General features: G+C 70.6%; 19 protein-coding genes and 2 tRNA genes. 8 read left to right on the top strand and 13 right to left on the bottom strand.

Annotated features, from left to right (window positions below; genetic code table 11):
• Nucleotides 1–16: 16 nt before the first annotated feature.
• From ASC61_RS03745 to ASC61_RS03755, 3 genes are read left to right on the top strand one after another with little or no spacing between them, the layout of a single operon-like run.
• Complete coding sequence (locus ASC61_RS03745) at nt 17–1,081, top strand: adenosine deaminase (protein WP_056209543.1); 1,065 nt, start codon at nt 17–19, stop codon at nt 1,079–1,081.
• Nucleotides 1,078–1,437: a DUF4190 domain-containing protein gene (locus tag ASC61_RS03750; RefSeq protein ID WP_056209545.1), complete on the top strand. Its 360-nt coding sequence runs from the start codon at nt 1,078–1,080 to the stop codon at nt 1,435–1,437. Before ASC61_RS03745 ends, ASC61_RS03750 begins: the two co-directional genes overlap by 4 nt.
• A gap of 28 nt (nt 1,438–1,465) precedes the next feature.
• Entirely contained in the window at nt 1,466–1,765 is a 300-nt protein-coding gene (locus ASC61_RS03755) for a hypothetical protein (RefSeq protein ID WP_082530434.1), read from the top strand.
• Between the two features lie 55 nt (nt 1,766–1,820).
• Here ASC61_RS03755 and ASC61_RS03760 read toward each other — a convergent pair whose 3' ends face one another.
• The 5 genes from ASC61_RS03760 to ASC61_RS03780 all read right to left on the bottom strand — a co-directional run bounded on the left by ASC61_RS03760 (nt 1,821) and on the right by ASC61_RS03780 (nt 4,478).
• Complete coding sequence (locus ASC61_RS03760; RefSeq protein WP_268750625.1) at nt 1,821–2,894, bottom strand: UDP-N-acetylmuramate dehydrogenase; 1,074 nt, start codon at nt 2,892–2,894, stop codon at nt 1,821–1,823.
• A gap of 27 nt (nt 2,895–2,921) precedes the next feature.
• Nucleotides 2,922–3,092 carry a 50S ribosomal protein L33 gene (gene rpmG / locus ASC61_RS03765; RefSeq protein WP_055964149.1) on the bottom strand — a complete coding sequence of 57 codons (171 nt, stop codon included), beginning with the start codon at nt 3,090–3,092 and terminating at the stop codon, nt 2,922–2,924.
• 56 nt (nt 3,093–3,148) lie between these two features.
• Nucleotides 3,149–3,222 (bottom strand) — tRNA-Met (locus ASC61_RS03770).
• Between the two features lie 52 nt (nt 3,223–3,274).
• A tRNA-Thr gene (locus tag ASC61_RS03775) sits at nt 3,275–3,347 on the bottom strand.
• A 105-nt stretch (nt 3,348–3,452) separates the two neighbouring features.
• Nucleotides 3,453–4,478, bottom strand: coding sequence for a quinone-dependent dihydroorotate dehydrogenase (locus tag ASC61_RS03780; protein WP_082530436.1), 1,026 nt, complete (start codon nt 4,476–4,478; stop codon nt 3,453–3,455).
• 63 nt (nt 4,479–4,541) lie between these two features.
• Between ASC61_RS03780 and ASC61_RS03785 the strand changes: the two genes are divergently transcribed.
• On the top strand, nt 4,542–4,850 hold the full coding sequence (locus ASC61_RS03785) for a hypothetical protein (RefSeq protein ID WP_056209553.1): 309 nt from the start codon (nt 4,542–4,544) through the stop codon (nt 4,848–4,850).
• A 2-nt stretch (nt 4,851–4,852) separates the two neighbouring features.
• Here ASC61_RS03785 and ASC61_RS03790 read toward each other — a convergent pair whose 3' ends face one another.
• Both ASC61_RS03790 and ASC61_RS03795 read right to left on the bottom strand, forming a co-directional pair.
• Nucleotides 4,853–6,610 carry a sensor histidine kinase gene (locus ASC61_RS03790; RefSeq protein WP_056209556.1) on the bottom strand — a complete coding sequence of 586 codons (1,758 nt, stop codon included), beginning with the start codon at nt 6,608–6,610 and terminating at the stop codon, nt 4,853–4,855.
• Nucleotides 6,607–7,263 (bottom strand): response regulator, encoded by a 657-nt coding sequence (locus tag ASC61_RS03795; protein WP_056209560.1) that lies wholly within the window; start codon nt 7,261–7,263, stop codon nt 6,607–6,609. Before ASC61_RS03795 ends, ASC61_RS03790 begins: the two co-directional genes overlap by 4 nt.
• Nucleotides 7,264–7,416: 153 nt before the next feature.
• On the opposite strand from ASC61_RS03795, the gene ASC61_RS03800 reads away from it, so the two are divergent.
• Together ASC61_RS03800 and ASC61_RS03805 are read left to right on the top strand one after the other, a co-directional pair.
• A complete protein-coding gene (locus ASC61_RS03800; RefSeq protein WP_157439364.1) occupies nt 7,417–7,788 on the top strand; it encodes a hypothetical protein in 372 nt (123 codons plus the stop codon).
• Nucleotides 7,789–7,797: 9 nt separating this feature from the next.
• A complete protein-coding gene (locus ASC61_RS03805; protein WP_056209564.1) occupies nt 7,798–8,094 on the top strand; it encodes a hypothetical protein in 297 nt (98 codons plus the stop codon).
• A gap of 53 nt (nt 8,095–8,147) precedes the next feature.
• Here the strand turns inward: ASC61_RS03805 and ASC61_RS03810 are convergent, their stop codons facing one another.
• Entirely contained in the window at nt 8,148–8,789 is a 642-nt protein-coding gene (locus ASC61_RS03810) for a GAF and ANTAR domain-containing protein (protein ID WP_056209566.1), read from the bottom strand.
• Nucleotides 8,790–8,977: 188 nt separating this feature from the next.
• Between ASC61_RS03810 and ASC61_RS03815 the strand changes: the two genes are divergently transcribed.
• Nucleotides 8,978–10,513 carry a molybdopterin-dependent oxidoreductase gene (locus tag ASC61_RS03815; RefSeq protein ID WP_235503473.1) on the top strand — a complete coding sequence of 512 codons (1,536 nt, stop codon included), beginning with the start codon at nt 8,978–8,980 and terminating at the stop codon, nt 10,511–10,513.
• Nucleotides 10,514–10,545: 32 nt separating this feature from the next.
• Complete coding sequence (locus ASC61_RS03820) at nt 10,546–11,190, top strand: fasciclin domain-containing protein (protein ID WP_056215259.1); 645 nt, start codon at nt 10,546–10,548, stop codon at nt 11,188–11,190.
• 65 nt (nt 11,191–11,255) lie between these two features.
• On the opposite strand, the gene ASC61_RS03825 is transcribed toward ASC61_RS03820, so the two are convergent.
• The 5 genes from ASC61_RS03825 to sigK form a co-directional block, all read right to left on the bottom strand.
• Nucleotides 11,256–12,041 (bottom strand): DUF1295 domain-containing protein, encoded by a 786-nt coding sequence (locus ASC61_RS03825; RefSeq protein ID WP_056209572.1) that lies wholly within the window; start codon nt 12,039–12,041, stop codon nt 11,256–11,258.
• A complete protein-coding gene (locus ASC61_RS03830; protein ID WP_082530437.1) occupies nt 12,002–12,766 on the bottom strand; it encodes a DUF1365 domain-containing protein in 765 nt (254 codons plus the stop codon). Before ASC61_RS03830 ends, ASC61_RS03825 begins: the two co-directional genes overlap by 40 nt.
• Nucleotides 12,763–14,025: an NAD(P)/FAD-dependent oxidoreductase gene (locus tag ASC61_RS03835; protein WP_056209575.1), complete on the bottom strand. Its 1,263-nt coding sequence runs from the start codon at nt 14,023–14,025 to the stop codon at nt 12,763–12,765. The genes ASC61_RS03830 and ASC61_RS03835 overlap by 4 nt, the downstream gene beginning before the upstream one ends.
• 74 nt (nt 14,026–14,099) lie before the next feature.
• A complete protein-coding gene (locus ASC61_RS03840) occupies nt 14,100–14,801 on the bottom strand; it encodes an anti-sigma factor (protein ID WP_056209578.1) in 702 nt (233 codons plus the stop codon).
• Entirely contained in the window at nt 14,798–15,394 is a 597-nt protein-coding gene (gene sigK, locus ASC61_RS03845) for an ECF RNA polymerase sigma factor SigK (RefSeq protein WP_235503474.1), read from the bottom strand. The genes ASC61_RS03840 and sigK overlap by 4 nt, the downstream gene beginning before the upstream one ends.
• Nucleotides 15,395–15,429: the final 35 nt, after the last annotated feature.

Consider the following 15,429-nt stretch of genomic DNA (forward strand, 5'->3'; position numbering starts at 1 on the left):
GAGGCCGACTGGCAGGATGGCCACTGTGCTCTCAGACCCGTCGGACCGCCGCTCGGTCTCGGCACTCCCCAAGGCGCATCTGCACCTGCACTTCACCGGCTCGATGCGGCACGGCACGCTGCTCGAGCTGGCCGAGCGGGACCGCATACGCCTGCCCGCGTCGCTGACCGAGGACTGGCCCCCGCAGCTGAGCACGACCGACGAGAAGGGCTGGTTCCGGTTCCAGCGCCTCTACGACGTCGCGCGGTCGGTCCTGCGCACTGAGGACGACGTACGCCGACTGATCCTCGAGGCGGCGCAGGACGATGCCGCCGACGGCTCGGTCTGGACGGAGATCCAGGTCGATCCGTCCGGTTACGGCGCGCGCTTCGGCGGCATTACGGCCTTCACCGACCTCGTCATCGACGCGGTCCGTGACGCGTCGGAGCGTGCCGGCATCGGCATGGGCCTGGTCGTCGCCGCCAACCGCACCCGGCACCCCATGGACGCGCGGACCCTCGCCCGTCTCGCAGCCCAGTACGCCGGCCGCGGCGTCATCGGCTTCGGCCTGTCGAACGACGAACGGCGCGGCGACACGACCGACTTCGGTCCGGCGTTCGCGATCGCCGAGCGGGCCGGGCTGGCGCTCGTGCCGCACGGCGGCGAGCTCCGTGGCCCCGCCCACGTCACGCAGTGCCTCGACCACCTGCACCCCGACCGCCTCGGGCACGGCGTACGCGCCTCGGAGAGCACCGCCGTGCTCGACCGGCTCGCGACCGACGGCGTCGCACTCGAGGTCTGCCCGACCTCCAACGTGTCACTCGGGGTCTACAGCACGCTCGAGGAGGTGCCGGTCCGCACCTTGACCGGCGCCGGGATCGACGTCGCTCTGGGCGCCGACGACCCGCTGCTGTTCGGGTCACGCCTCGCCGGACAGTACGCCGTGCTGCGTGCCGCCCAGGACTTCAGTGACGCCGAGCTGGCCGAACTCGCCCGCATGTCGGTCCGCAGGTCGTACGCTCCTTCAGACATCGTGAACGCAGGTCTCACGGGCATCGACGAGTGGCTCGGCAGCGCGCCGGCGGAGGGAGTGGAAGCATGACCACGCCGTACCCCTATCCGCCGCAGCAGCCCTATCCGTACGCCCTGCGCCCGGCCCTGCTCCCCAAGCCGCCGCGGTCCACCGCGGCCCTCGTGCTCGGCATCGTCGGGGTGGCGGGGTTCTTCCTGCTGCTCGCGCCGATCGCCCTCTCTCCGCTGGCGTGGTACTTCGGCGCGGTCGCCCAACGCGAGGCGGAGCGCGAGCCCACGCGATACCGACACGCCGGCGAGGCCAAGGCGGGGATGGTGCTGGGCATCATCGGCTCGGCGATCCTCGGGGTCGTCCTGCTCCTGCTCGTCGTCGCAGCAACGCTCACGGTCATCGGCGTCAACCACGACGCGGGATACGGCTCCTGACCCGTCGCGCGTGTGGAAGGGTGCTCGCATGAGCCCTGGATACCCGCCGCCGTACTACGTCCCGCCGAAGCACCCCCAGGCCACGACCGCCATGGTCCTGGGCATCCTCAGCGTCGCGGTGTGCGGACTTCTCGCGCCGATCGCCTGGAGCATCGGGGGCAAGGCGGTCAAGGAGATCGACGCGAACCCCGGGGCGTACAGCGGCCGCGGTGAGGCCAACGCCGGCAAGATCCTGGGGATCGTCGGGTCATGCTTGCTGATCGTCGGACTCGTCGCGCTCATCGGCCTGCTCTCCCTGGGTTTGGCTGTCGACTCCTCCTCCAGCTGAGCCGCTGGCGGGACGACGATCCCCACGCTCGGCCATCCGGTGGCTGCGCCGGGGTTCAGAGCTCGCAGCCGACGAGCACGGGCTCGTTGACCAGCGTGATGCCGTAGGCCTGACGCACGCCGTCGCGCACCTCACGGGCAAGCCCCAGGAGCTCGGCCGTCGTGGCGCCGCCGCGGTTGGTCAGCGCCAGGACGTGCTTGGTCGACAGGCCCACGTGCCCCCGGACGTCGCCCTTGGCGAAACCCGCGTGATCGATGAGCCAGGCCGCGCTGGTCTTGACCGTGCCGTCCGGCTGCGCGAAGCGCGGCGCCTCGGCCGGCAACGTCTCGGCCTGTGCGGGGGTCAGCAGCGGGTTGGTGAAGAACGAGCCCGCGCTCCAGGTGTCGTGGTCGTCGGCATCCAGCACCATGCCCTTGCCCCGGCGAAGGGCCAGCACGGCCTCACGCACCTCGGCCGACGGCGCGCGCTGGCCGACCTCGACGCCCAGGCTGCGTGCCAGCTCGGCGTACGCGATCGGGGCGCTGAGCTCGCCGAGGCGGAACTGGTAGGCCACGGAGAGCACCAGCCAGCGCTGCGGCTCGGCCTTGAAGCGGCTCGTGCGATAGCCGAAGCCGCAGTCGACCGCGTGGATCGTGCGGACCTTGCGGTCGAAGCGGTCGTACGCACGCACCGTCGCGATCGTCTGACCGACCTCCTGGCCGTAGGCGCCGACGTTCTGGATCGGCGTCGCACCGGTGGAGCCGGGGATGCCCGACAGCGCCTCGATGCCGACCCAGCCCTCGTCGACCGCGAGCGCCACGATGCCGTCCCACGACTCCCCCGCCGCGATCGTGACCATCGCGCCGCTGCAGGCGTCCGAGTCCACCTCGACGCCCTTGGTCAGGACCCGGATCACGGTGCCCGGCACCCCTTCGTCGGCGACCACGAGGTTGCTGCCGCCGGCCACGACCAGGACCGGGTCACCGGCCTCGTCGGCGACGCGTACGGCATCGAGCAGCTGCTGCTCGGAGGTCGCGTCGATCACGGCCCGGGCGGGGCCACCGAGGCGCAGCGTCGTCAGCTCGGCGAGGTCCATGGCGGCGACGCTAGCAGCGTCCGCGAACGACGAAGGCTCCCGCCTGCGGAGCAGGGGGAGCCGTCGTTCGGTGAGACAGGGTCAGCGGGTCTCGCGGTGGACCTGGTGGGTCTTGCAGCGCGGGCAGAACTTCTTGAGGTCGAGACGATCGGGGTCGTTGCGACGGTTCTTCTTGGTGATGTAGTTGCGTTCCTTGCACTCGGTGCAGGCCAAGGTGATCTTGGGACGAACGTCTGAGCTCTTGCTGGCCACGAGGGTGCCTCTTCTTGATCGGTGGTGCTGAAGGTCGTACGTGTGCAGTTCTGCGGTAGCGGGGGCGGGACTCGAACCCGCGACACCACGATTATGAGCCGTGTGCTCTAACCACCTGAGCTACCCCGCCACGGGCATGAGTTGCCTCATGTCCGAAGGACTCAGAAGTGCTCCGAGTCCAGAGCCCCTTTACGGAATCGAACCGTAGACCTTTTCCTTACCATGGAAACGCTCTGCCGACTGAGCTAAAGGGGCAAGCCGACAGCCAAAGATACAGGGTGATCGGCCCCGGGACGAAATCGGGGCCGGGAGTCCCTCGGGTTGCACCCGCGGCGGCCGGATCCGCCGCCCGGAGGCAGGTCAGCTCGAGGCGGCAGCGAGGCGCGAAGGCCAGCGCGGACCCTCGTAGATGAACGCCGTGTAGCCCTGCACGAGGTCGGCCCCGGCGGCCAGTCGAGCACGTACGTCGTCGGGAGTCGTGACCCCGCCGACCGAGACGATCGTCAGCCGGTCGCCCACGCGGGCCCGGAGGCGTACGAGGATCTCGGTGGCGCGCTCGGCGAGCACCGGTCCCGACAGGCCACCGGCACCGGCGGCCTCGATGACGTCGCGGGAGGTCGCGAGCGAGGCAGGGCGGGCGATCGTGGTGTTGGTCGCGCTGATGCCGGCGAGCCCCAGCTCCACCGCCAGGTCGGCAACCGCGTCGACGTCGTCGTCGGCCAGGTCGGGCGCGATCTTGACCAGCAACGGGACGGGCCCAGCGGGTGCCCGGTCGGCGACGTCCTTGACGGCACTGAGCAGCGGCCTCAGCTCGTCGACGGCCTGCAGGTCGCGCAGACCCGGCGTGTTGGGTGACGAGACGTTGACGACGAGATAGCTCGCGTACGGCGCCAGCAGGCGCGCGCTCTCGACGTAGTCCTCGACGGCGTGCTCGGGCTCCACGACCTTGGTCTTGCCGATGTTGACGCCGATGACGGCGGAGCGGCCGGCCTTGGTGCCGCGCAGCCGGTGCAGCCGCGAGGCCACCTCGGCGGCGCCGTCGTTGTTGAAGCCCATCCGGTTGATGACCGCACGGTCGTCGACGAGCCGGAACAGGCGCGGCCGGGGGCTGCCGGGCTGTGCCCGGGCGGTCACGGTGCCGATCTCGACATGGCCGAAGCCCAGGCCGAGCAGCCCGGGCACGGCCTTGGCGTTCTTGTCGAAGCCGGCCGCGAGGCCGAACGCGTTGGGGAACTCGATGCCCATCACGGTGCGCGGTGCGTAGGTCTGGGGAAACACCCGCCGGGTGGCACCGCGCCCCGCGCGGATCGCGGCGAAGGCCCGCTCGTGCGCCTTCTCGGGATCCATCGAGCGGAAGACGGCGTCGAAGAAGGCGCGATAGACCACGGCGTCAGCGTATCGGCACGGCGCGGGCGGCCCCTGCGGCGCTGTCGTCGTACGCTGACCGGCATGTCGAACGCACTGTTCCTGCTGATCCCCGCCACCGCGACCCTCGTGGTCATCTTCGGCGGGATCCTGGTGATGAAGGCCCAGAAGATGTCGGCGTACGTCGGAGCGCGTCAGGCTGGTGAAGCGGGGCCGACCGGGTTCCAGCAGGGAGCGGGCGAGACCCGTGAGGCGTACGTGCGCCGGCACTGGCAGCGCCCAGGCGTCGTCGCGAACGGCGAGACGCTCGTCGATCTCTACGACCGGATCGCCAAGCTCGAGGAGCGGCTCGCCGGCACCGAGGAGCGACTCGAGGCGCTGCAACAGCGCTGAGCTCAGATGGGGATGACGGCGTCGACGCGGCCGCCGTCGCGGTGTGCCGAGGCGACGACGCTGCCACCGACCTGCTCGGCGCGTTCCCGCATGGACGACAGTCCGACGCCGGGCTGCCACCTCTGCGTGGACGCGCCGTCGTCGTGCACCGACACGTGCAGCACACCGTCTTCGGCCGAGATGCTGACCTCGACCGAGGTCGCCGCGGCGTGCCGGGCCACATTGGTGAGCGACTCGACGACGATCCGGTAGGCCGCGACCTCCGCCGCCGCTGAGAGATCCGGGAGCGCGTCGGGGGTGTCGATCGTGACCGTCAACGGTCTGCCCTCGGCGGCGTGGAGGCTCGCCGCGTGCTGGCGTACGGCAGCCACGAGGCCCAGCTCGTCGAGGGTTGCCGGGCGCAGGCCCTCGACCAACCGGCGCACCTCGGCGATCGCTCCCGCGGTGTCGTCCCGGAGCCGGGCCAGGAGCGCGTCGGCAGCCTCGACGTCCGTGGGCAGGTGGTTGCGGGCAGCGTCGGCCGAGAACGCGACGCCCGTCAGGGTGGGCCCCAGGCCGTCGTGGAGGTCGCGGCGGAGCCGGCGACGCTCGTCCTCGATCGCGGTGATCGCCGCGCCCCTCGACTCCTGCAGGTCGCGCGCCAGTGTCGTCGCACGCAACGTCTGGGCCAGCAGCGGTGCCACGATCCGCAGGACGTGCTCGTCGTCGGCGGCGAGCGTCAGCTCACCGGCTCGCAGCCCGACGACCATCTCGCCCACTGCGTCGTCGCCCAGGTGGAGCGGCAGCGTGCGCGTGTGGGTGACCTCGGTGCCGGACGTCGCGAGCGTCTGACCCTCGGCACGCAGGCACGCGTAGGGCAGGACCAGCGCCTCGCGGATGGCGCGCAGCGCGAGGACAGGGTCGTCGCCGATGCGGTCGACCACACGGGTCGCCGCCTGCAGCGGATCCGGCCGGTCGCCGAACAGCATCTGGTCGACGACCCCGCGGAGCATGACCATCACGGGGTGCAAGCCGAACGCGAGCACGGCTCCGATCACCCCGAGCGCCCCGGGCGTCAGTGCGGGCGCGCCGGTCCAGTCGAGCACCGACACGAAGCCCGCGAACACCGAGACGTACGCGATGACCGCCACGCACCCGACGACGCCCCAGACGATGAGCCCGCGGACGTCGACCATGTCGGGTCGGATCACGCCGATCACCATCGCGGGGGCGATCAGCGTGCACAGAAGGGCCACGGCAGAGGCCGGTGTGTTGCGGGAGGCTCCTTCGGCGGAGAACAGCAGCAGTCCGCCGACGAGTCCGGCCGTCCCGGCGGCCACCGCGAACCACTGCAGCGGGACGCGGTCTGCCTGGTCCGCTGTCTCGAGCCGCCACCAGACGTGCAGGATGACAGCCAGCCCGATGACGACCGCCATCGCGTCGGCGGTGTGCGACTCGCGCGGCGCGGAGACCGAGATGACCCCTCCGGCGGCGAACGTCGTCACGGCGACGAAGTCCACCGGGTTCCGCCAGCTCCACCGCGGATAGGCGGCCACTGCGAGCGGGAACACCAGCATCGTGGACCCGATGGCGAGTGCCCATTCGACGTCACGGGCCTCGCCACGCGCGTGCAGCACCAGCGCGCCCAGCCCCGTCAGTGCGACGACGACCAGCATGGCCCCGGACACCGCCGCTCGTCGGACGGACAGCAGCACCAGGCCACTGACACCCGTCACGACGGCGAGCAGAGCGATGCTCGCACCGAGAAACCAGTCGCTCATCGGGCCCTGCCCAGGCCCTCGTCGCGGGCGCGGACGATCGCTGCCGACCGGTCCGACACCGCAAGCTTGGCGAAGATCGACGAGATGTGGTTGGCGACGGTCTTGGGCGCCAGCGCGAGCTCGTCGGCGATCGCGTGGTTGCGCTTGCCCGACGCGACGAGGTCGAGCACCTCGCGCTCGCGGTCGGTCAGCTCGGGGAACGGCAGCTCGGGCGCGGTCCTCGGCTGGCTGAAGTGCCCGAGGACCCGCGCCGCGACGCCCGGCCCGAAGATCGCCTCACCGGCGACGACGGCCCGGATCGCCCGGTCGATCTCGTCCTGCTGGGCGCCCTTGAGGAGGTAGCCACGGGCTCCGGCCTGCATCGCGGCGAAGACCGTGTCGTCGTCGTCGAACATCGTGAGCACCAGCACCATCGCGTCCGGGACGGCGACGCGGAGCCGGCGGGTCGCCTCGAGCCCGTCGATCCCCGGCATGCGGACGTCCATCAGCACGACGTCGGGGCGCTGCAGCTGCGTCTCGCGCACGGCACCCTCGCCGTCGACCGCCTCACCGACGACCTCGTATCCGTCGATCGACTCGAGCAGTGCACGCAGGCCCCCGCGTACGACGGGGTGGTCGTCGGCGAGCACGACACGGATGAGGTCGGGGGTCATTCCCTCATGATGCCGAGAAATCAGGGCAAAAGACCCGGGAACGTGCACCTAGGCAGACCGGGAGAAACTCCGCACAATGGGGAACCGGCACACCTTCTGGGGGTGCGGGTGCCGGGCCACCGTGGAACCACCTTCCACGACAAGGAGCTCATCATGATCCTCACCACCAAGAACAAGGTCGGCCTGGCCCTCGCAGGGCTGCTCGGGGTCCTCGACCTGCCCAGCTTCCTGGAGGCCCCGTCCGACGGCGAGACCGGGCCGCCGCTGGGCATCCTCATCCTCGGATCGATCTGCGGGCTGATCACGATCATCGCTGTCGTCATCGCCTGGCGCTCGGCGAGCGGCGCGGCCATCCGGGTGGCCGCCGGAGCGCGGATCGTCTCGATGCTGTCGGCGTTGCCGGCGTTCTTCGTCGACGTCCCGGCGTTCGTCAAGGTGCTCGTGACGGTGTTCGTCATCCTCACCATCGCGTCGCTCGTGCTGATGTTCTCGCCAGCACGGCGCACGACCGCCGTGATGGACTGAGGTGTCGTCATGATCGCCATCGTCACGATCCTCTTCGCGTTCCCGCTGGGGTTCTTCCTCCGGTCCCACCTGGCCGCCAACGTGGCGTACGCCGTCGCCTACCTGTGGGCGTTCGTCTTCCAAGGCGTCTACCTGACCCGGATGTGGGTCGGCGGGGACGACTCGGCCTTCCCGAAGGACCCCGACACGATGCCGGTCGGCTACGGACTCGTGTGCTGCGCGATCTTCGGCGTCGGCTTCGGCCTGGTCGCCCTGGGGCACCGCGTCGCCAGCCGGCGTCACAGCAAGGCACCGGCACACGCCTGACCCGGCACCCCGCGAGAGCCCGGCCCCTCGGGGGCCGGGCTCTCGCGGTTGCTCTAGTCCCCGGCGAGGCGTTCGACGGAGTCGGGCAGCTGGCGGGTCGCCACGATCTCGGCGACGATCTCACCCACCCGGCGGTTGGACTCCTGCGAGTAGCGGCGCAGCACCGCGAAGGCCTGCTCGGCGTCGAGGTCGAACCGCTCCATCAGGATGCCCTGCGCCTGGCCGATCATGGTCCGGGTGTCGAGGGCCTCGAGCAGGGTGTCCTCGCTCCGGGCGTTCGCCAGCGCGATCGCTCCGTGGCCGGCGAACAGCCGCGCGACATCGAGGTCGTCCGACGTGAACGTCGTGTGGGACGTGCCGTAGAGGTTGAGCGCACCGATGCGCTGACCACGGCCGTGCACCTCCGCGGAGATGATGCTGTGGAATCCCAGCTCGGCGGCAGCAGGCCCCCAGCGCGGCCAGCGGGCATCGTGCTCCAGCGACTCCGAGTGCACGCTCCTGACCTCGACCGCAGCGTCGACGCACGGACCCTCACGCAGCTCGTACTGCAGGGCGTCGGCCCGCTCGACCCTCGGATCCGTGGCGCCGACCGACTGGAACCGGCGGCCGCCGGCCTGGAGCAGCGTGATGCCGCCGTACGCGGCGCCCGTCGACCGGACCGCGAAGCTGACGATGTGCTCCACCGCGTCGTGCATCGTGGTCGAGCATGGTCTTCTCGTCGAGGATGGTCACCATGGGCACACCCCAAGCTGTGTGTTGAGTCCTGCGCCGGCTGCTTGACGCCCCTTGACTGTACGCCCGGAAGACCGCCCCGGAGCGGGTCGACTTCTGGATGTTCGGGTTCACGACCAATCCAAGGGTCCGCTCGCGGCGAACCACGTGTGTGAACACGATCACGAGGAGCCCATGGTGGGCCGGCGCGCTTGCAGGCGTGCTGGCCGCCGCGGCCGGAGTGGCCACCGGTACGGCGGTGGCCGCGCTCCTCAACGGGGTGCCGTCACCGATCGAGTCGGTCGGCAACCGGGCCATCGACCTGGCGCCACCGATGCTCAAGGACTTCGCGGTCGAGCAGTTCGGCACCCACGACAAGCCGGTGCTCATCGGCGGAGTGGTGGCCACGCTCGCGCTGCTCGCCGCCGTCGCCGGGATCATCGGCCGCACCCGCCCGGCGATCGCCACCGGGGGCGTCGCCGTCATCGGGCTGATCGCCGTGGCCGCGGCCGCGGTCGACCGCACGGCCACCGCCAGCCGGGCCCTCACCCTCGTCCCTTCGTTGCTGACCGTCGTCGTCAGCCTCGCGGCGCTCGCGATCTTGCTGACCACCCTCCGGCGTACGCGCGAGGCTCCGGCCGGGCTGCTGCGCCGCGACTTCCTCAAGGCCGTGATCGGCATCGGCGCGCTCGTGGTGGTCGGTGGCATCGTCAACAAGCTGTACGGCACGGCGGCAGCGGTCGCCTCCCGCGCCGGCATCCGGCTGCCCAAGCCCGCCGTCGCCGCTCCCCCGGTCCCCGCCGGGACGCAGGTCGACGTCACTGGCATCAGCCCGTACGTGACGGCGAACCGCGACTTCTATCGCGTCGACACCGCCCTGCGGATCCCCGACGTACCGGCGGAGGGCTGGAACCTGCGCATCCACGGCATGGTCGACAACGAGGTCAACCTCAGCTTCCGCGAGCTCCTCGACATGCCGCTCGCTGAGCACCGCATCACCCTGACCTGCGTCTCGAACGAGGTCGGCGGCCCGTACCTCGGCAACGCCGTGTGGACCGGGGTGCTCGTCAAGGACCTGCTCGAGCAGGCCGGCGTGAAGTCTGGCGCCGACGCGGTCAAGAGCACGAGCGCCGACAAGTGGACTGCCGGCACCCCGCTCGAAGCACTCACCGACGAGCGCAACTCGATGGTCGCGATCGGCATGAACGGCGAGCCACTGCCGCTGGCGCACGGCTTCCCCGCCCGCCTCGTCGTGCCGGGTCTGTACGGCTATGTCTCCGCGACCAAGTGGCTGACGGACCTCGAGGTGACTCGCTTCGCGGACTTCAAGGCGTACTGGACGACGCGACAGTACGACGCGCTCGCCCCGATCAAGTTCTCGTCGCGCATCGACGTGCCCAAGTCGTTCCAGACCTTCCCGGCCGACCGCGTACGCGTCGGCGGCGTCGCCTGGGCGCAGACCGTCGGCATCGAGCAGGTCGAGGTGCGCGTCGACAAGGGCCCGTGGCAGGTCGCGAAGCTCGGCACCGAGGACACCGTCGAGACCTGGCGCCAGTGGAGCTGGCAGTGGGACGACGCGACGCCCGGCAACCACACCCTGACCGTCCGCGCCACCACCAAGGACGGCGACACCCAGACCTCCGATCGGGCGAGCATTCGCCCGAACGGGACGACCGGCTGGCACAGCGTCCAGTTCCGCGTCGAGTAGCACGACCCCAACCCCAACAAGGAGAGATGAAGATGCGTACAACTGTGAAGACCTTCGCCGTCACGGCGGCCGTCTCGTTGTCGTTGTTCACCGCGGCGTGCGGCTCGAGCGACAACAAGTCAGAGGATGCACCCAAGGCGGAGAGCACCAGCTCCGCCGCGGCCGATCCGGCTGCCGACCTGGTCGGTGCGGGCTGCGCCGACTACGCCAAGGCCGTTCCCGAGGGCGCCGGCTCCGTCAGCGGCATGTCGCAGGACCCGGTCGCGACCGCAGCCAGCAACAACCCGCTGCTCAAGACCCTGGTCAAGGCGGTCTCCGGTCAGCTGAACCCCGACGTCAACCTCGTCGACACGCTCAACGGCGCTGAGTTCACGGTGTTCGCACCGGTCGACTCCGCGTTCGCCAAGCTGGACGCGAAGACGCTCAAGACGCTCAGCACCCCCGCCGGTGCCGACACGCTCACGAGCGTCCTGACGTACCACGTGATCCCCGGGCAGATCGCTCCGGCCGACATCGACGGGTCCCACAAGACCGTCAACGGTGCCGACCTCGAGGTCACCGGTTCGGGCAACGACATCAAGGTCGGCGGCGGCCAGGCCACCGTCATCTGCGGTGGCGTCAAGACCGCCAACGCGACGGTCTACCTGATCGACAACGTCCTGATGCCGCCCGCCTGAGCACATCCGACACAGTGGGCCGCCTCCCCTCAGGGGAGGCGGCCCATCGTCATGTCCGGGGTGCTTCAGCGGCGAGGCGGGAGGGGGAAGAAGCCAGACGTACGGTCCATGTACGCGCGGTAGCCGGGACGCTCTGCCATGTGGCGCTCGAGAACCCGCTTGCCCGACCCGAAGGCGAGCAGGTAGACCATGAGCGCCGGCGACAGGATCGTCAGCACGCCGGGCCAGTGCTCGGCGGCGACGAGGAAGAGGCCGACCCAGACACACGCGTCGCCGAAGTAGTTGGGGTGACGAGTCCAGCCCCACAAGCCGCGATCCATGACCGGGCCGCGGTCGGGATCAGCCTTGTAGGCCGCGAGCTGGCGGTCGCCGATGGCCTCGAACGCCACGCCGACGACCCACAGCAGCACGCCGGCGTACGCGATGACGCCGACGGAGCCCTGCGTCAGGGACCCGACCATCACCGGGAGCGCGACGAAGAACGCGATGCCGCCCTGCAGGACGTACACGATGAGGATGATCCCCAGCTCGCCCTTGCCCTCGAGCAGCGTGGCGTAGCGCGGGTCCTCTCCGTGCCCGCGACTGCGCAGGCCGATGTGGATCGCGAGTCGCAGCCCCCAGACGACGGTCATCACCAGGAGCAGCCACCGGCGGAGGTCGTCGCCGTGCCCCGCCGACGCGACGAATGCGGCCGCAGCGGCGCAGCAGAACATCAGCCCCCACGCGACGTCGATGACGTTGTGGCGGCCGAGCCGCTTGGCGACGGCGTACGTGATGCCGAGCGTGACCACGATCGCCGCGGCCGCTCCGATCAGCGTGTGGACGAGTGTGGTGCCGTCGATCTCGTGCATGGTTGGCTCCTGGTCAGGTCGTCGGGTCGGTCGTCGGGACGCGGCGCCGGCCGCAGGCCCTTGAGGAACAGCCGGATGCCGTGGACGCGGATCATGACGTCGACGGTCCAGTTGGCCCACGGCTTGCGCAGCGCGGAGGCGAGGCGGGCGTCGGTACGCCGGGTGCCGCGCATCGTCGCCACGAACGGGGCGCGATCGGGCCGGCGCAGCGTCACGGTGACAGCCAGCTCGGCGCCGGGCGCGGGGACGACCAGCTCGTAGTGGCCGTCGACGCCGTGGAACGGCGACACGTAGAACGTCTTGTCGGTCGTCGCGCGACCGTTGTCGGCAGGCTCGAGCAAGTAGCAGCGCCGGCCGCCGTACGTGTTGCGCACCTCGGCCACGACGTGGGTCAGCGTGCCGTCCGCGGCATGGCAGTAGAACAGGCTAAGGGGGTTGAAGACGTGGCCGAGCACGCGTGGACTGGCGAGCATGCGCACGGTCGCCGGCGGCGCGACGCCGCGCTCGGCGAGCCAGTCGTCGACGTTCCCGCGCAGCGACCGCGACGGGTCTCCGAGATGGTCGCGGGAGCTGAACGAGCACAGCCTGCGCAGTGGCCCGGCGAGTCGCGGCACGTCGTCGAGGTCGACCAGCCACGTGCGGCCGCGGTTCGTGAAGGCGTACTCGAGCCCGTCACGCCGGCGGTGACCGATCGTGACGTCGTAGCTCGCCACCGCGTCGCTCACCAACCTGCACCCAGGCTCTGCGCCGCGGCGACGCCCGAGCGGCAGCCGTCCTCGTGGAATCCCCACCCGTGGTAGGCCCCGGCGTACGCGATGACGCCGTCGTTGAGGCTCGGCAGGTCCGAGCGCGTGGCGACGGACTGGGGCGTGAAGACCGGGTGCTCGTAGAGCATCGACGCGATCTCGTGCCCTGGGGCGACGGGCTCGACGCCGTTGAGCGTGACGAGGTAGCGCGACCGCCCCGACAGGCGCTGGAGGCGGGTCATGTCGTAGGTGACGTTGACCTCGCCACCGGCCGCCTCGCACGTCGGCATCTGGTAGTTCCAGGCCGCCTGGGCCCGTGGAAGTGGCGGCAGGACCGAGGCGTCCGTGTGCAGCGCGACGCGGTTCTTGGAGTACGTCCACGCGCCCAGCGTCGCGGCCTCGGCCGCGGTCGGCTCGGCCAGCATCGCGAGCGCCTGGTCGGGATGTGTCGCGATGACGACAGCGTCGAACTCGGCGGCCTGGTCATCTGCGTCGATGATCCTGACGCCGGCGGCCGTACGCGTGACAGACCTGACGGGAGACAGCAGGTTGACCGCCGAGAGCTGCTTGCCGACCTTGTCCACGTAGCTCGCCGATCCTCCGGTGACGGTCCGCCAGGGGTGCGAGCCGCGTACGGACAGCATGCCGTGGTTGGCGAGGAACTCGAAGAGATAGCGCGCGGGATAGGCGCCGGCCTCGGCCGGGGCGCACGACCACACGCAGGCCACCATCGGCACGACGAAGTGCGTGCGGAAGTAGCGGCTGAACCGGCCTTCGGCGAGGAACTCGTCGAGCGTCATGCCATCCGCCTGGGTGGCCGCCAGGTGCCGCCGGGCGCGGCGGTGGAAGCGCTTGACCTCGGTCAGCATGTAGAGGAACCGCGGGTTCGCCGCATTGCGCATCGTCGGGAACAGCCCGCTCGCGCCGAGCGCTCCGGCGTACTGCAGCCCGCAGCCGTCGCAGCGGATCGACATGCTCATCTCGGACTCCTGCGTCTCGACGCCGAGCTCGTCGAACAGCCGGGACAGGTTCGGGTACGTCTGCCGGTTGTGCACGATGAAGCCGCTGTCGACGTTGAGCGACGTGCCGTCGGGGTCGAGCAGCTCATGCGTGTGCGCGTGGCCACCCAGCCGCCCGTCCGCCTCGTACATCGTCACGTCGGCGACGCGCTGCAGGAGGTAGCCGGCGGTCAGGCCCGCCACTCCACTCCCGATGATGGCGACCTGTCGTCTGCCCATGCTGAACTCCCTGCTCCGAAGGACCGGTACTACAGGAGGTTCGGAGCCGGTCGGCGCAGGGATTGGTCAGGCAGTCACACCGGTACGTTCAGCACCGGCGTCGTCGTGGGCTTGTCGGACCCACCGCTGGGCTCGACCGTGACAGCCAGCTCGTCGGCCTTCGCCAGATCCTTCATGATCATCTCGCCCGATCGCGAGAACGTGCCCTGCGACTCCGGCTCAGCACTCTTGATGAGCCAGACCTGGTAGACCTTGCCGTCGTCGAGCGCCGGCAGGCTGTGGGCGACCACCACGGCAGCGTCGCGCTTCTTGGACGTCACGAGTCGCACGGTCCCGCCGTTGGGGAAGTCCTGCGCCACGGTCGCCGCGTCTGACGCACCGAGCACGGACGTGATGTCGGCGAGCTGTCGCTCCCGGTCTTGAGCATGATCGCGCTCGACGAGGTAGCCACCACCTCCGGCGGCGGCCACCAGGAGCGCGGCAGCCGCGACGAGCTGGGGCAGCCTGCCCCGGAGCCCGCGGCGCTGGTTGATCGAGGCGACGAGCGGACGCTCCTGGGGGATCGAGCCGATCGCCGTCAGCAGCGTCTGGCGCAGGGCGGCCGGGGGTTCCTGGCTCTGTGCCTCGCCAAGACGCGTCGCCGTCGCCTGCAGGCCCCCGAGCTCGGACCGGCAGTCGGGGCACTGCTCAAGGTGCGCCTCGAACTGCGCGCGCTCGGCAGGGTCGAGGGCGTCCAGCACGTACGGGGCGAGGAGGGAGTGCAGATCTGTGGTCATGCCGGAACTCCGATGCAGTCGCGCAGGCGGACGAGGCCGTCGCGGATCCGGGTCTTGATGGTGGCGGGATTGGCGTCGAGGACCTGCGCGACCTCGGCGTAGGTGTGGCCCTTGTAGTAGGCCAGGTTGACGGCCTCACGCTGCAGCTCGGTGAGCCCGTCGAGGCAGCGGCGCACCTGTTCGTGCTCGAGGGTCGTGCTCACGGTCTCCTCGACCTCGTCGTAGTCCGGGCCGTTCGACCAGTCATAGCTGTTCTCGCGGTTGGTCGCCGCCTGGTCGTGCCTGACGGCGTCGACCGCCCGGCGGTGCGCGAGCGTCAGGACCCAGCCCTTGGCGCTCCCCCGCGCCGGGTCGAACCGTGGAGCGGACTGCCAGACCTGGATGAACACCTCTTGGGCGATCTCCTCGGCCCGGGCCGGATCGCGTACGACCCGGCGGGCCAGACCGTAGACCGCGGCGCCGAGCAGGTCGTAGACGGCGGCGAATGCCTGCTCGTCACCGCGTCCGACGCGGACGAGGAGCTCTGCGGCATCTGGTGCCGGCTCGTCGGAGGACGCGTCGGCAAGGCGCAGGTGCGCGGCGCTTCGGGTCACGTGGCTCTCCGATCGAAATGGCTTCTTGCCAATCA

It is taken from the genome of Aeromicrobium sp. Root344 (assembly GCF_001425755.1).
Lineage (GTDB): Bacteria > Actinomycetota > Actinomycetes > Propionibacteriales > Nocardioidaceae > Aeromicrobium.

Coding starts and splice junctions, on each gene's coding strand:
- ASC61_RS03755 (WP_082530434.1), top strand. CDS start 1,466: ATGAGCCCTGGATACCCGCCGCCGTACTACGTCCCGCCGAAGCACCCC.
- ASC61_RS03750 (WP_056209545.1), top strand. CDS start 1,078: ATGACCACGCCGTACCCCTATCCGCCGCAGCAGCCCTATCCGTACGCC.
- ASC61_RS03800 (WP_157439364.1), top strand. CDS start 7,417: ATGATCCTCACCACCAAGAACAAGGTCGGCCTGGCCCTCGCAGGGCTG.
- ASC61_RS03820 (WP_056215259.1), top strand. CDS start 10,546: ATGCGTACAACTGTGAAGACCTTCGCCGTCACGGCGGCCGTCTCGTTG.
- ASC61_RS03805 (WP_056209564.1), top strand. CDS start 7,798: ATGATCGCCATCGTCACGATCCTCTTCGCGTTCCCGCTGGGGTTCTTC.
- ASC61_RS03795 (WP_056209560.1), bottom strand. CDS start 7,263: ATGACCCCCGACCTCATCCGTGTCGTGCTCGCCGACGACCACCCCGTC.
- ASC61_RS03785 (WP_056209553.1), top strand. CDS start 4,542: ATGTCGAACGCACTGTTCCTGCTGATCCCCGCCACCGCGACCCTCGTG.
- ASC61_RS03790 (WP_056209556.1), bottom strand. CDS start 6,610: ATGAGCGACTGGTTTCTCGGTGCGAGCATCGCTCTGCTCGCCGTCGTG.
- ASC61_RS03810 (WP_056209566.1), bottom strand. CDS start 8,789: ATGCACGACGCGGTGGAGCACATCGTCAGCTTCGCGGTCCGGTCGACG.
- ASC61_RS03840 (WP_056209578.1), bottom strand. CDS start 14,801: ATGACCACAGATCTGCACTCCCTCCTCGCCCCGTACGTGCTGGACGCC.
- ASC61_RS03825 (WP_056209572.1), bottom strand. CDS start 12,041: ATGCACGAGATCGACGGCACCACACTCGTCCACACGCTGATCGGAGCG.
- ASC61_RS03745 (WP_056209543.1), top strand. CDS start 17: ATGGCCACTGTGCTCTCAGACCCGTCGGACCGCCGCTCGGTCTCGGCA.
- ASC61_RS03835 (WP_056209575.1), bottom strand. CDS start 14,025: ATGGGCAGACGACAGGTCGCCATCATCGGGAGTGGAGTGGCGGGCCTG.